Below are 15289 nucleotides of genomic sequence, written 5' to 3'. Positions count from 1 at the left end.
CGATGACCAACGACAACAATGCCGACGTCCTGGACTACCTCCGTCGGACGTCCATCGAGCTGATGGAGACGCGCAAGCGGTTGCGCGAGTTGACCGAGGCCGCCAGCGAGCCGATCGCGGTGGTCGGCCTGGCCTGCCGGTTCCCGGGCGGCGCGGTGACTCCGGAGGCGTTGTGGGACCTTGTCGAGTCGGGCGCGGATGTCATGTCTGACTTCCCCACCGACCGGAACTGGGACCTCGACGAGCTGTACGACCCGAACGCCGGCCGACCCGGCACCTGCTACACCCGCACCGGCGGCTTCCTGAGCGACGCCGGAGACTTCGACGCCGAGTTCTTCGGCATCAACCCACGCGAGGCGCTGGCCGCCGACCCGCAGCAGCGGCTCCTGCTGGAGGTGTCGTGGGAGTCGCTGGAACGTGCCGGCATCGACCCGCACTCGTTGCGTGGCAGCCGCACCGGTGTGTTCGCCGGCCTGGCCTACTTCGGATACGGGAACCACTTCGTCACGCCCGAGGTCATCTCCGGGTACGCGCAGACCGGATCGCTGGCGAGCGTGGCGTCGGGCCGGGTGTCGTACGTGCTGGGCCTGGAGGGTCCGGCGGTGTCGACCGACACGGCCTGCTCCTCGTCGCTGGTCACGGTGCACCAGGCGGTGCGTTCGCTGCGCCAGGGCGAGTGTGACCTCGCTTTGGCCGGCGGCGTGACGGTCACCGCGACGCCGCAGGTGTTCCGGGAGTTCGCCCGGCAGCGGGGTTTGTCGGTGGATGGGCGGTGTAAGGCGTTCGCGGATGCGGCGGATGGTACGGGTTTTTCGGAGGGTGCTGGGGTTCTGGTTTTGGAGCGGTTGTCGGATGCGCGGCGTCATGGTCGTCGGGTGTGGGCGGTGATTCGTGGTTCGGCGGTTAATCAGGATGGTGCGTCGAATGGTTTGACGGCGCCGAATGGGTTGGCGCAGCAGCGGGTGATTCGTGCGGCGTTGGCGGATGCGGGTTTGCGTGTTGGTGATGTGGATGTGGTGGAGGCGCATGGGACTGGTACGCGGTTGGGGGATCCGATTGAGGCGCAGGCGTTGTTGGCGACGTATGGGCAGGGTCGGGATTCTGGTGTGCCGGTGTGGTTGGGGTCGTTGAAGTCGAATATTGGTCATACGCAGGCTGCGGCGGGTGTGGCTGGTGTGATCAAGATGGTGATGGCGTTGCGGTGTGGGGTGTTGCCGCGGACGTTGCATGTGGATCGGCCGTCGTCGCATGTGGACTGGTCGGTTGGTGCGGTGGAGTTGTTGACGCAGGCGCGGCCGTGGGTTGGTGGTGGGGGTCGGGTGCGGCGGGCGGGTGTGTCGGCCTTCGGCGCCAGTGGGACGAATGCGCATGTGATTGTGGAGGAGGCGCCGGCTTTGGAGGGGCCGGTGGCTGGTGGTGGGGTGCCGGTTGTCGGTGGTGTGGTGCCGTGGGTGGTGTCGGGGCGTTCGGAGTCGGCGTTGCGGGCGCAGGCGGCCCGGTTGCGGGATTTCGTGGTGGGTGCGCCGGATGTGGATGTGGCGGATGTGGCGCATTCGTTGTTGTCGACGCGGTCGTTGTTCGAGCATCGGGCGGTGGTCCTCGGCCAGACCCGCGAGGAACTGCTCGCCGGACTCACCACGACAGCCGACGGCGAGGAGTCGGCGGGAGTCGTGCGTGGCGTCGCCACGGAGATCGGCGGCGTCGCCCTCATGTTCCCCGGCCAGGGAGCGCGCTGGAGCGGCGTGGCGCGGCAGTGGTACGACGCCTTCCCCGACTTCGCGCGGAGCCTGGACGAGATCTGCGCGCGCTTCGACGCGCACCTCCCGTTCGCCCTCAAGCCCATCCTGTTGGCCGAGCAGCCCGCGGACCACAACCGGACGGACATCGCCCAGCCGGCCCTGTTCGCCCTGCAGGTCAGCCTGTACCGGCTGGTCACCCGGTATGGTCCGCGGCCGAACTTCCTGATCGGTCACTCCGTCGGGGAGATCGCCGCCGCGCACGTCTCCGGGGCGCTCAACCTCGACGACGCCACCAGGCTGGTGGCCGCGCGGGGCCGGATCATGCAGACGGTCCGCGAACGCGGCGCCATGCTGGCGGTACGCGCGGACGAGCACACCGTGGGCGAACTGCTCGACCGGTACGACCGCGTCACCATCGCCGCGGTGAACGGCCCGGACTCGGTGGTGGCCTCGGGTACCCGTGACGACGTGCACGACCTGCGGGACCGGCTCCTCGCCCGCGGTGTGTCGGCGAAGCTGCTCGACGTCGACCACGCGTTCCACTCCCCGCTGATGGACCCGGTCCTGGCCGAGTTCGCCGACGCGATCCACGAGCTCGCGCCGGGCACGATGACGATCCCGATCGTGTCGACCCGGCTCGGCCGGGAGGCGACCCTGGCCGAGCTGACCTCCGTCGAACACTGGGTGAGCCACGTGCGCGAACCGGTCCGCTTCCACGCCGCCGTGGAGCAGGCCCGCGCCGCCGGCGTCGACGTGTTCTTCGAGGTGGGGCCGGGCTCGACGCTCGCGAGCATCACCACGGACGCCTTCGCCACCGCGAACGTCGACGACGCGCTGGTGGTGTCGTCGGCGCGGCGCGGTCGCGAGGCCACGGCGGGACTGGCCGACGCGTTGGCGCGGCTGCACGTCCGGGGCGGCGCCGTGGGCTGGGCCGACCTGCTCGGTACCCGCGAGTGGGTCGACCTGCCGACGTACGCGTTCCAGCGCCGACGCTACTGGCTGGACTTCCGGGCCGGGACGACGGCGGACGTGGCGACCGCCGGCCTGACGGCGCCGGACCATCCGCTGCTCGGTGCCGCCGTCGACCATCCCGACACCGGCGAGGTGATGTTCAGCGACCGGTGGTCGGTGCGGACCCACCAGTGGCTGGTCGACCACACGGTGTACGGCCAGGTGGTGGTGCCGGCGACCGCGTACCTGGACCTGGCGCTGTGGGTGGGCGACCAGGTCGGCTGCGCCGCGGTCGAGGAACTCTCCCTGGAGGTTCCGTTGATTCTTCCGGACGCCGGTGACGTGCGGGTGCGGCTGGTCGCCGGCGCACCGGACGAGACCGGACGTCGCCGTCTGACCGTCTACTCGTGTGCCGGCGACGACCAGCCGGCAGCGGCGTGGACCCGCCACGCCATCGGCCGGCTGGCTCCGGTCACCGCGCCGCCGCCCGCCCGGACCGTCACGCAGTGGCCCCCGGCCGCCGCCCGACGGCTGGAGTTGGGGGAGCTGTACGACTCCCTCGCGGACGCGGGATTCGACTACGGTCCGGCGTTCCGCGGGTTGGCCGAGGTGTGGCGGGACGGCGACGACCTGTGCGCCGCCGCCACGCTGCCCGAGGCCGCGACGACCTCGTCGGGTGGCGGGTTCGCGCTGCACCCGGCGCTGCTGGACACGGTGCTGCACGCCCTGGTGGCCGGCGGTGCCATCGAGGTACGCGGCGAGCAGGGCTGGATGCCGTTCGCCTGGTCCGGCGTACGGCTGGCCGGCGACTGCGGACCGTCGGTCCGGGTGCGGCTGTCCCCGGTCGGCGAAGGCGCCTTCTCGGTGACGGTCGCCGACGAGCGCGGCCGTGCGGTCGCCCACGTCGACGCGTTGACGTTCCGGCGGGTCAGCGCGGAGCAGGTGCGCTCGGCCGCCGGCAGTCCGGAGCAGTCGCTGTTCGAGCTGCGATGGCGGCCGGTGGAGCCGCCCGAACGGGGACCCCACCGCGGGCAGTGGGCGGTGCTGGGTGCCGAGGACGGCCTGGCGGCCCGTCTCGGGGACGCGGACGGCGACGTCACTCGCTACGAGTCCGTCGACGCGGCGGTCGAGGCCGGTCCGCCACGACACCTCGTGATCGGGGTGGACGACCTGCTCGTCGGCGGCGACCCGGTGGCCGAGGTGAGCCACGCGACCAACGACGTCCTCACGCTGGTCCAGCGGTTCCTGACCGATGAGCGGCTGGCCGCCACGACGCTCGTGGTGATCACCCGATCGGCCGTGGACACCGGCGACGGGGTGGACAGCCTGCCTGGCGCGTCGGTGTGGGGCCTGATCCGGTCCGCCCAGACGGAGCACCCCGGACGGTTCCGTATCGTGGACGTCGACGAGGAAGCAGCCGCACGCGCCTGCTTCCCGGCGGTGCTCGCCGCGGGCGACGAACAACTGGCGGTGCGGGGCGAGGCGTATCTCGTTCCCCGGATGGTTCCGGTCACGCCCGCGGAGCACCGGCTCGAACCGCCACCGGACGACGCCCACCGGCTGGGCATGTCCAGCGCCGGCACCCTGGAGAACCTGACCTGGATCCCGGGCCCGCAGGCGCAGGCCCCCCTGACCAGTGGGCAGGTGCGGGTCGCGGTGCAGGCCGCCGGCCTCAACTTCCGGGACGTCACCATCGCCCTCGGGCTGGTGGAGCGAACCGCCTTCGACGCCGGGCTCGGCAGTGAGGGTGCCGGCGTCGTGCTCGAGGTGGCCGACGACGTGACCGGGCTCGCGCCGGGCGACCGGGTGCTGGGCATCTTCCCCGGCGCGTTCGCACCGGTGGCCGTGGCGGACCACCGCCTGGTCACCGCGATCCCCGACGGGTGGAGCTTCGCCGAGGCGGCGTCGATGCCGAGCGCCTTCCTGACCGCCTACCACGCCCTCTTCCAGGTGACCAGGCTCGCGGCCGGACAGCGCATCCTGATCCACGCCGGTGCCGGCGGCGTGGGTATGGCCGCCGTCCAGTTGGCGAAGTATGTCGGGGCCGAGGTCTACGCCACCGCCAGCCCCGGCAAGTGGCCGGCGCTGCGGGCCCTGGGAATCGACGACGAACACCTGGCCTCGTCGCGCGACCTGGAGTTCGCGACGAAGTTCTCGGCCACCACGGGTGGTCGCGGGCTGGACGTCGTGCTGAACTCTCTCGCGCACGACTTCGTGGACGCCTCCCTGCGGCTGCTGCCCCGCGGCGGCACCTTCATCGAGATGGGCAAGACGGACATCCGGGACGCTGGCCAGGTGGCCGCCGAGCATCCGGGCGTCGACTACACGGCCTTCGACCTCTACGAGGCGGGTCCGGACGCGCTCCGGGACATGTTCGAGAAGGTCATGGAGCTGTTCGCCGACGGGCGGGTGCGGCTGAACCCGGTCTCGGTGCGCGACGTCCGGGACGCGCGTCGGACGTTCCGGGAGATGAGCCAGGGCCGCCATGTCGGCAAGCTGGTCCTCGACCTGGGCGGCGGCCTGGGCGGTGGCACCGTGCTGGTCACCGGTGGGACCGGGGGAGTGGGCTCGCTCGTGGCCCGGCATCTCGTCGCCGAGCACGGCGTACGCAGTCTGCTGCTGGCGAGCCGTCGCGGCCGCACGGCGGCCGGGGTGCCGGAGCTGGTCGCGGATCTGGAGGGCGCCGGCGCGACGGTCCGGGTCGTGGCCTGCGACGTGGCCGACCGGCAGGCCGTGGCGGAGTTGCTGGCCGCCGTGCCCGGCCGGTACCCGTTGACGGCGATCGTGCACGCGGCGGGTGCGCTGGCGGACGGCACCATCGAGTCGCTCAACCGGGACAGCCTCGACCGGGTGCTCCGGGCCAAGGTCGGCGGTGCGGTGCACCTGCACGAGCTGACCAGGGATCGGCCCCTGTCGGCGTTCATCCAGTTCTCCGCGCTCGCCGGCACGCTGGGCACCGCGGGACAGGCCAACTACGCCGCGGCGAACGCGTTCCTGGACGGGCTGGCGTCACGGCGCCGAGCCGGCGGCCTCGTCGCCACCTCGCTGTGCTGGGGGTGGTGGGAGCAGAGCAGCGGCATGACCGAGAACCTGGACCAGGCCGACCTGTCCCGGCTGCGGCGGATGGGTGTCGGTCCGTTGCCGACGTCCCAGGCGCTGGCCCTCTTCGACGCGGCGTGCGCGCTGGACACGCCGGTGCTGATCCCGGCCCGACTGGACGCCACGGCGCTGCGCGGCAGACCCGCCGACGAACTGCCGCCGGTGCTGCGCGAGCTCGCCGACAGTGGCCGACCGGTACGCGCCAGCTCCCGCCGGGCCTCCGACGGTGGCTCCCGTGGGTTGCGCGACCGGCTGGCGGCGCTGCACGGCGACGAGGCGCAGGCGGCCGTACGGGAGTGGGTCTGCGAACAGGTCGCGGTCGTGCTCGGCTATCCGGCCGGTGCGGTGGTTGACGCCGAGCAGCCGTTCACCGTGCTCGGGTTCGACTCGCTGACCTCGGTGGAGCTGTGCAACCGCTTGGCGTCCGCGACCGGGCTGCGGCTGCCCTCCACGCTCGTCTTCAGCTATCCGACGCCGGACGAGTTGGGGCGGCATCTCAACGACCTGCTGCGTCCGGAGCCGCAGTCCGACCCGGCCGAGGACGCGGTCCAGGCCGGTGACGAGGCGATCCGTGAGGCGCTGCGCACGGTCTCCATCGACCGGCTGCGTGACCTGGGCATTCTCGAACAGATTCTGGCCTGCGCCCAACCGGTGCAACCGGACGGTCCGGCGGCCGGTGCCGAGCCGGACGAACTGGCGGAGCTGGACCTGGAGGCGCTGCTGGACCTGGCTCTCGACGGGAGGAACAACTGACATGAGCGACGCCAATGACGGTCCGGCCGTGAGCGCGGGCGGGGACCGGGTGCAACAGGCCCTGCGCGCCCTGCTGGCCGAGCGTGACCGGCTCCGCCAGGAGAACGACGCCCTGAAGGCCGGCCGTGGTGAGCCGATCGCGGTGGTGGCGATGGCCTGTCGCTACCCGGGCGGTGTCTCGTCACCGGAGGAACTGTGGGAGGTGATCCGCGCCGGCCGGGACGTCGTGTCGGACTTCCCCACCGATCGTGGCTGGCGCGACGTCTACCACCCCGACCCCGACACCACGGGAAGCTCGTACGTGCGGCAGGGCGGGTTCCTCACCGACATGGCCGGGTTCGACGCCGACTTCTTCGGCATCTCCCCGCGCGAGGCGCTGGCCGTCGATCCGCAGCAACGGCTGCTGCTGGAGACCTCGTGGGAGGCGTTCGAGCGGGCCGGCATCGTGCCCGCCGAGGTACGTGGTGCCGAGGTCGGCGTGTTCACCGGGGTGAGCTCGTCGGAGTACGGGACCCGACTCCTGGACGGCCCCAGCGAACTGGAGGGTTACCTGCTGCAGGGCAGCACCCTGAGCGTCGCCTCCGGCCGGGTGGCGTACGAGCTGGGGCTGACCGGGCCGGCGGTGTCGATCGACACGGCGTGTTCCTCGTCGCTGGTGGCCCTGCACCTGGCGGCGCAGTCGCTGCGGGCGGGGGAGTGTTCGCTCGCGCTGGCCGGCGGGGCGTTGGTGATGTCGACGCCCTCGATCTTCGTGGAGTTCTCCCGACAGCGCGGGCTGGCGCCCGACGGCCGGTGCAAGTCCTTCGCGGACGGCGCCGACGGGACGGGTTGGGCCGAGGGGGTGGGCGTGCTGCTGCTGGAGCGACTGTCGGACGCGCGCCGCAACGGCCATCCGGTGCTGGCCGTGCTGCGCGGATCGGCGGTGAACCAGGACGGCGCCAGCAACGGGCTGACCGCCCCCAACGGCCGGGCCCAGGAGGAGGTCATCCGGCGGGCGCTGGTCAACGCCGGGGTGTCGGCGTCCGAGGTGGACCTGGTCGAGGCGCACGGCACCGGAACGGTGCTGGGCGACCCGATCGAGGCCGGGGCGCTGCTCGCGACCTACGGCCGGGACCGGACGGCGGGCCGTCCGGTCTGGCTGGGCTCCCTGAAGTCCAACATCGGCCACGCCCAGGCCGCGGCCGGCGTCGCCGGGGTCATCAAGGCGGTGCTGGCGATGCGCCACCGGTACCTGCCGAAGACGCTGCACGTCGGCGCACCCTCCGGGCACGTGGACTGGTCCTCCGGTGCCGTCCAGCTCCTGGTCGAGGGGCGCGAGTGGGAACCGGCGGACGGTCCGCGGCGGGCCGCGGTGTCGTCGTTCGGAGTCAGCGGCACCAACGCCCACGTCATCCTCGAGGAGCCGGCGGCGGCCGAGGCGGACGACCACCGCCCGCGCGCCACGGTGCTCGGCGGGCTGGCGCCGTGGGTGGTGTCGGGCAAGAGCGCCGCCGCCGTGGCGCAGCAGGCCGCCAGGTTGCACGACTTCGTCGCCGGTGATCCCGCCGTCGATGTCGCCGACGTCGCGTCCTCGTTGATCTCGCACCGCACCCGGTTCCCGCACCGGGCGGTCGTGCTGGGCCACGATCGGGACGAACTGCTGCAGGGCCTGAGGGCGGTACGCGACGGCACCGACTCTCCCTCGGTGGTGCGCGGGGTCGCCGGCAACCTGGGCGGGGCCGTCTTCCTGTTCCCCGGGCAGGGCTCGCAGTGGATCGGCATGGGCCGGCAGTTGTACGACTCCTTCCCGGCCTTCGCCACCAGCTTCGACGAGTGCGCCGCGGCGCTGGCCGAGTGGGTCGACTGGTCCCTGCTGGACGTCATGCGGGGGGTGCCCGGGGCGCCGACGCTGGACCGGGTCGACGTGGTGCAACCGGTGCTGTTCTCGGTGATGGTGTCCATGGCCGCCCTGTGGCGATCATGGGGGGTCGTGCCGGCCGCGGTGATCGGGCACAGCCAGGGCGAGATCGCCGCGGCCCATGTCTGCGGCGCCCTGTCCCTGCGGGACGCCACCCGGATCGTGGCGCTGCGTAGCCAGGCACTCGTGGATCTGATCGGACACGGTGGCATGGGTTCGGTGGTGGCCGGCGTCGATGTCGTGGCGCAGCGCCTGGCCCCGTGGCAGGGCCGGGTGAGCATCGCTGTCGTCAACGGACCTCGCTCGGTGGTGGTGTCCGGTGAGCCGGCGGCGCTCGACGAGTTCATCGACGCGATGAAGGCCGACGACATCCAGGCGCGCAGAATTTCCGTCGACTACGCGTCGCATTCCCATCAGGTGGCCCGGGTACGCGACAAGGTGATCGATGCGCTGGACGGCGTGGCTCCGGTCACCGCCCCGGTGCCCCTCTATTCGACGCTGCACGGCACGCGCCTGGACACCGCCGAACTCGACCGGGATTACTGGTACGACAATCTGCGCGAAAGGGTGCTGTTCGATTCCGCCGTGCGACGCTCGACCGAGGACGGATTCCGGCTATTCATCGAGATGAGTCCGCATCCGGTGCTGACCGTTCCGGTGCAGGAGATCGTCGAGGACCTCGACGACGCGCTGGTGCTGTCGTCGACCCGCCGCGATCGGGAGGAGGTGGCGGCGTTGCTCGGTTCGCTCGCCCACCTTCATGCCCGTGGCGGGACGGTGGACTGGAGCGCGCTGATCGGGCCGAGCCGTCGGGTGGACCTGCCGACCTACGCCTTCCAGCGGCAACGCTACTGGGTGGACTCCGTACGCCGCGAGGCCGCGCCGGAGTTGCCGGCCACGGTGCCACCGACGGTCGACGAGCCGCAGGCGCCCCTGTCCGACCAGATCTCCGCCCTGCCGGCGGAGGACGCGACGGCACTCGTCCTGGCGCACGTCCTCGACAAGGTCGCCGTCGTGCTGGGCCGCAGCTGCGGCACGAGCATCAACCCGGACCAGCAGTTCAAGGAGATCGGGTTCGATTCACTGCTCTCCATGGAGTTGAGTAAGCGTCTCACCACCTCGACGGGTGTCAAACTCCGGGCGAACCTGGTGCTGCGCCATCCGTCACCACGAATGGTTGCCGGGCACATCGTGTCCACCCTTGCGGGCAGCGACCAGCACTAAGGAAAAAAGGGGCTTTCCGGGCTCCGTCGCCGATGCATTGTCCCGCCAGCGGGACGAGACGGGTAAGGGCGGTGAGCTTGCCGCCTCCGCTTTCCAAATGGCTTGTAAAGCTGGATCACCTCACGGAATGTGGGAGGTGGTTGGCGAATTTCTTCGATTCCCGCGCTATTGCTGAGGGGTGATTCGTGTGCGCTCGTTCGATGCTTCGCCCGCACACAAGGGACTGTGGCTGGCGGACGGCATGGCGTCCGCCACGCTCAACCACGCGCTGACGATGTGGGACGTGGCGGGTGAGCTGGACGAGACAGCCATCGCGTCCGCGTTCCGGCACGTCCTCGACGAGGCGGAGATCCTTCGGGTCACCTTCGTCGACGACGGCGCCGGACTGAGGCTGGTACCCCGGGAGCTGGGCGACTGGCGACCGTTCTTCCTGGACCTCGCGGACACCGACGATCCCGAGCGGGCCGCGCGGGACGCCCTGGCCGAAATGATCAGCAAGCCGTTCGACGTGTCGCGCGACGTGCTGTTCCGGCTGGGCGTGGTCAAGCTCGCCGCGAACCGGTCGCTCCTGGTGATCGCCTACCACCACCTCGTCGCCGACGGCTACGGCGCCGGCGGCCTGCTGTCGCGGCGCCTGGCCGAGGTGTACACGGCTCTGGTACGGGGGCAGGAGATCCCGGCGCTGCCGCACCGCTGGGACGTCGAGTCGTTCGCGGCGATCGCCACCGAGTACCTCGCCTCGGATCAGTCGACCGCGGACGCCGAGTTCTGGCGCGACTACCTGAAGGAAGCGCCCCCGCCGGCGCAGGTTCCCCGGATCGTCGTCCCCGATGCGCGGCGAGCCGAGCTGGAAACCCCGATGAGCAGCGCGGACAGCTGGGCCGAGGTGGCCGGCGCGATCGGCATGGCCAGCCGGACGCTTACCGTCGCGCGAGCCGAGGCCGACGCGTGGGCCGCCGCCGCGGATTCGATGGGTGTGTGGATGTCGTCCATGCTGACCACGGCCGCGGCGGCGTTCCTGCGGCACCGCTGCGACCTGCCCGAGTTCCTGCTCTCCCTGGCCGCCGGCAACCGGAGCGGACCGGCGGGCACGACCCCCGGGCTGGCCGTCAACGTGGTGCCGGTGCGGGTCCGCGTCCCGATGAGCACGACCGTCGCCGAGCTGGCCGACGCGATCGTCGAGGAGACCTACGAGATCTCCGGGCACACACTGCGCCACTACTCCGACATCCAACGCGCGGTCGCGGTGACTCCCAGCGAACGCGGGAGCTTCGGCGTGGTCATGAACGTCATCGAGTTCGTCGACCAGATCCACTTCGCCGACCATCCGGCGCGCTACTCCGGGGCGACGACCGGGAGCTTCAACGAACTCTCGATCGGCGTCTACCGCGACGGAACTCCCGACAGCGACCTGTTCATCCGGTTGGACGCGGCGGCGAGCCTGTACTCGCGGGCGGAGCTGCGCCTGATCGGCGAGGACCTGATCGCGTTCATCCGGGCCGTGGTCGCCGCCGGCGCACAGCCGATCGGCGCGTTGGACGTGGCCGGCGACACCGAGCGGGACCGGATGCTGACGGCACGGGAGGTGACGACGGCCCCGGCTCCGACGATTCCGGAGCTGTTCGCCCGACGGGTGGCGCGGGATCCCGACGCGGTCGCCCTCGTGACCGGCGACTCGTCGATCTCCTATCGGCAACTGGACGAGCGATCCGGTCGGCTGGCCGGGGCGCTGCGTGGTCGCGGCATCGGACCCGAGACGGTCGTGGCGGTGGCGATGCCCCGATCGGTGGACCTGGTCGTCGCGCTCCTGGGCGTGGTCCGGGCGGGTGCCGCCTACCTGCCGGTCGACCCGGGCCTGCCGGCCGACCAGCTCCGCTCGCAGCTCGACACGTCCGACGCGGGCATGCTGCTCGTCGACGCCGCGCCGGCCGACCGGCTGCGGGCCGATTCGACGGTGCCGGTGGTGATGTGCCACGACCTCGAGGCGGCCGCCACCGATGGTGCCGAGCCCGCCCGGGCACCCGCCGACGGCGCGGTCGCCGTGCTGTACGGCTGCGCCTCGGCCGACCCGGACACCGGCGTCGTGGTCACCCAGCGGAACCTGGCGCGGTTCGTCCTGGACCGACACTGGCCACGCGACAGCCGCGACACCGTCCTGTGGCACACGTCGCCCGCCTCCGACGCACTCGCCCTCGAACTGTGGCTGCCCCTGCTCACCGGCGGCCGGGTCGTCGTGGCCGAGCAGACCGGGATGGACCTCGACGGGCTCACCGCGATCCGGTCGGCACACCAGATCTCCGTCGTCTGGCTGAGCGCGCAGCTGTTCTCCGCCGTCGCCGCCGAACGCCCCGACGCCCTGGCGGGACTGAGCCAGGTGTGGATCCCGGCCGACCAGGTGACCGCGACCGCCATGCAGCGGGTCCGCGCGGCCTGTCCGGGGCTGTCGATCGTCAACGGTCACGGTCCGGTCGGCGCCACCGCCCTGGTCCGGGCGCGCGGCGCGGCGACCGACGAGCAGCGGCTCGCGGCCGCCGCCGGACTGACCGACGGCGTGGCTCGCTACGTGCTGGGCCCCGGGCTGACGCCGGTGCCGGACGGCGTGGTCGGTGAGCTGTACGTGGCCGGCCCGGCCGTCGCGCGCGGATACGCCCGGCGGTCCGGGCACACCGCACAACGGTTCGTGGCCTGCCCGTTCGGGCCGGCGGGCGGGCGCATGTACCGCACCGGTGACCGAGCCCGGTGGGGCGCCGACGGCCGGTTGGAGTACGTGGGCCGGGCCGGTGGTCGGGCCAGTCTCGGTGGCGCCCAGGTCGACACCGGTCACATCGAGGAGGTGCTCGCCGAGCATCCCCGGCTCGCGCAGTCGTTCGTGGACGTCGGTGCCGACCCCGCCGGCCAGCAGCGCCTGGTGGCGTACGTGGTCCCGGTGCCCGCCCGCGACGCGACGGCCGCCGGCGCCGCGGATTCCGGCACCGATGCCGTCCACGAGGAGCTCAGCCGCTTCGTCGCCGGGCGGGTGCCCGAGTCCCTGGTGCCCTCGGCCTTCGTGGTGCTGGAGCGGCTGCCGGTCACGGCCGGTGGCCGGGTGGACCGGACCCGGCTACCGGTGCCCGAGTTCCGCGACGGTTCGTACCGGGCGCCGCGCAACCATACCGAGCAGGTCCTGGCGAAGCTCTTCGCCGACGTTCTCGAACTGGACCGGATCGGGATCGACGAGGACTTCTTCGATCTCGGGGGCAACTCACTGCGGGCGATCAGACTCGTCGGACTGATCCGCGCGGAGCTGCACCTGGAAGTTTCCATCCGCACGTTGTTCGCCGCGCGCACCGTCGCCGGCCTGTCCCAGCGTTGGGAGAACCTCAACAAGTCGAGCAGGCCCGCGCTGCGCCGGCGGACGAAAGGCGGAGCAATCGTCTGAGCGGGCAGCCGCTCGCTCAGCCGGATCACATCCCAGCGACATCGACATGTCGATGGCGCGAAAGTATAGGAGGACGTGGATGCCAATGAGGATTTCTTCGACAACAGCGGCCGTCACCGGCGTGGCGCTGCTCGCCGCGGCGGTGCTGAGCCCGGCCGTCGCCCAGGCCACCGAGTCGTTCGGCTCGTCGGCTCAGGGGGTGGCGCCGACCTCCGCGCTCCAGCCGCTGAAGAAGCTGAAAGGTAAGTGGACCTGCACCGGGGCGACGACCCTGCCGGACGGCAGCCAGTTGGCGTTCGACACCCAGTCGACCGCCAAGTTCATCCTCGACGGGAACTTCATGCGGTGGCAGGAGACGAACACCATCGACGGTACGCCGATCGCCTCGGCCGAGTACATCTGGGGTTGGGACGCCCAGCAGGGCCTCTTCACGGCGGACCGCTTCGACAGCTCCGGTCAGCGCGGCGCGCAGACGACCCCCGGGTGGGTCGACGACACGCTCACCTCGACCGGCGTGCTGATCCAGCCGGACGGCACCTCGCTGCCGCTGACCACCACGATCACCAAGACCGCCAGGGACGCCTTCACGGTGCAGGCGACGATCAGCCTGGGGGCGGAGCCGGGCGCAGCCAGCGTGCTGTCCGAGTCGTCCTGCGTCCGGTGACGAACGTGTCGTCACCGGTCGACGGTTGCAACCAGGTACCGGGTTTCGCTCACTGACCCGGGGATCCCCGGCGGGCGATCGCCCGCCGGGGATCCCGCAGAGCCACTATTGCCGGCCGACATACGAACAGCGCGTCGTGCGGCCATGCCAGCGGGAGAGTATTCATGACGAATCGTGAACATGAGATCTACGACGTGGTCGGCATCGGGTTCGGACCGTCCAACCTGTCGCTTTCCATCGCCCTGGAGGAGCGCGCACTGGACGAGCCGGAACGTGCGCTCAGCAATCACTTCTTCGAGCGTCAGCCGCAGTTCGGCTGGCACCGCGACATGTTGCTGCCCTCGGCGACCATGCAGATCTCGTTCCTCAAGGACCTGGTGACCTTCCGCAATCCGACGTCGAGCTTCAGCTTCATCTCCTTCCTGCACGCGGCGGGACGGCTCTCGCAGTTCGTCAACAACCAGGACTTCTTCCCGACCCGCCAGGAGTTCCACCAGTACCTCGAGTGGGCGCAGTCCCGGGTGGCCGGCCGCGTCTCGTACGGCTCGGCGGTGACCTCGCTGCGCCTGGCACCGGTCGACCCCACGGCGCGACCGGACCGGCTGCGGCTGACCGTCGCGGACGTCACCGGCCAGGTCAGCCGGGTGGTCGAGGCCCGCAACGTGGTGATCTCGACGGGCCTGGTCCCGAAGATGCTCGACGGGATCACGAGTGACGAGCGGGTCTGGCACAGTTCGGAGTTCCTGCAGAAGTTCCGCCGCATGGACCCGCGCGAGCTGCGGCGGGTGGCGGTGGTCGGGGCGGGCCAGAGCGCCGCCGAGATCACCAGATTCCTGTACGACGAACTTCCGCACGCCCAGGTTTCGGCGATCATCCCGTCCTACGGCTACTCCATCGCCGACGCCACGCCGTTCGCGAACCAGATCTTCGATCCCCGGGCCGTGGACCACTACTACTTCGGCTCCGACCAGACGCGCGAGGCGTTCTGGCGGTATCACCGCAACACGAACTACGCGGTGGTCGACGACGAGGTGATCCGGGATCTCTACCGCAGGGCGTACGACGACGAGGTGCGCGGCGTCGACCGGCTCCACTTCCTCAACCTGACCAGGGTGGACGGGGTGAAGCGCTCGGGCGCCGAGACCCGCGTCTTTCTCCGGGGCGGCCCCGCCGGCGAGAAGGACGAGCTCGAGGTGGACGCCCTCGTCTGCGCGACCGGCTACGACTCGATGGAGCCCACGGGGCTGCTCTGCGCGCTCGACGAGCACTGTCTGCGGGACGAGGCTGGTCGGCTCCGGATGGAACGTGACTACCGCATCGCCACCACCCCGGACGTGCCCTGCGGCATCTACCTGCAGGGCGGCACCGAGCACACCCACGGCCTCAGTTCCTCGCTGCTGTCGAACATCGCCGTACGCAGCGGCGAGATCGTCGACTCGATCCTCGCCCGGAGTGCCGGACGAAACGACAAGCGCTCCATGTACGCCAGGGCCGCGGGCGGAGTCCGTTAGCCGTCGCGTGCGGCCGCCGCGACCTGGAGAGGA

Annotated in this window: 4 protein-coding genes and 1 pseudogene; all 5 read left to right on the top strand. The window is 71.4% G+C overall.

Annotated elements, in window-relative coordinates:
• Positions 1-2: 2 nt before the first annotated feature.
• The 5 genes and pseudogenes from O7605_RS28580 (at position 3) to O7605_RS28560 (ending at position 15256) form a co-directional block, all read left to right on the top strand.
• The gene (locus O7605_RS28580) at positions 3-6542 is read left to right on the top strand and encodes a type I polyketide synthase (RefSeq protein WP_269742064.1); all 6540 of its coding nucleotides are present in this window, start codon (positions 3-5) and stop codon (positions 6540-6542) included.
• Between the two features lie 130 nt (positions 6543-6672).
• A pseudogene (locus O7605_RS28575) lies at positions 6673-9663 on the top strand (type I polyketide synthase); the annotation flags it as partial.
• A gap of 187 nt (positions 9664-9850) precedes the next feature.
• The gene (locus O7605_RS28570; RefSeq protein ID WP_269742062.1) at positions 9851-13081 is read left to right on the top strand and encodes an AMP-binding protein; all 3231 of its coding nucleotides are present in this window, start codon (positions 9851-9853) and stop codon (positions 13079-13081) included.
• Between the two features lie 79 nt (positions 13082-13160).
• Complete coding sequence (locus tag O7605_RS28565; protein WP_269742061.1) at positions 13161-13745, top strand: DUF1579 family protein; 585 nt, start codon at positions 13161-13163, stop codon at positions 13743-13745.
• 164 nt (positions 13746-13909) lie between these two features.
• Positions 13910-15256, top strand: a complete 1347-nt coding sequence (locus tag O7605_RS28560; RefSeq protein WP_269742060.1) for a lysine N(6)-hydroxylase/L-ornithine N(5)-oxygenase family protein — start codon at positions 13910-13912, stop codon at positions 15254-15256.
• The last annotated feature ends 33 nt before the right edge of the window (positions 15257-15289 follow it).

Source organism: Verrucosispora sp. WMMA2121 (assembly GCF_027460185.1).
Classification (GTDB): domain Bacteria; phylum Actinomycetota; class Actinomycetes; order Mycobacteriales; family Micromonosporaceae; genus Micromonospora; species Micromonospora palythoicola.
The sequence above is the reverse complement of the archived record's forward strand: the minus strand, read 5'-3'. Positions and strand labels throughout refer to the sequence as shown.

Excerpts from the sequence above, each read along its gene's own strand:
- O7605_RS28565 (WP_269742061.1), top strand. The coding sequence starts at position 13,161 with ATGCCAATGAGGATTTCTTCGACAACAGCGGCCGTCACCGGCGTGGCG.
- O7605_RS28560 (WP_269742060.1), top strand. The coding sequence starts at position 13,910 with ATGACGAATCGTGAACATGAGATCTACGACGTGGTCGGCATCGGGTTC.
- O7605_RS28580 (WP_269742064.1), top strand. The coding sequence starts at position 3 with ATGACCAACGACAACAATGCCGACGTCCTGGACTACCTCCGTCGGACG.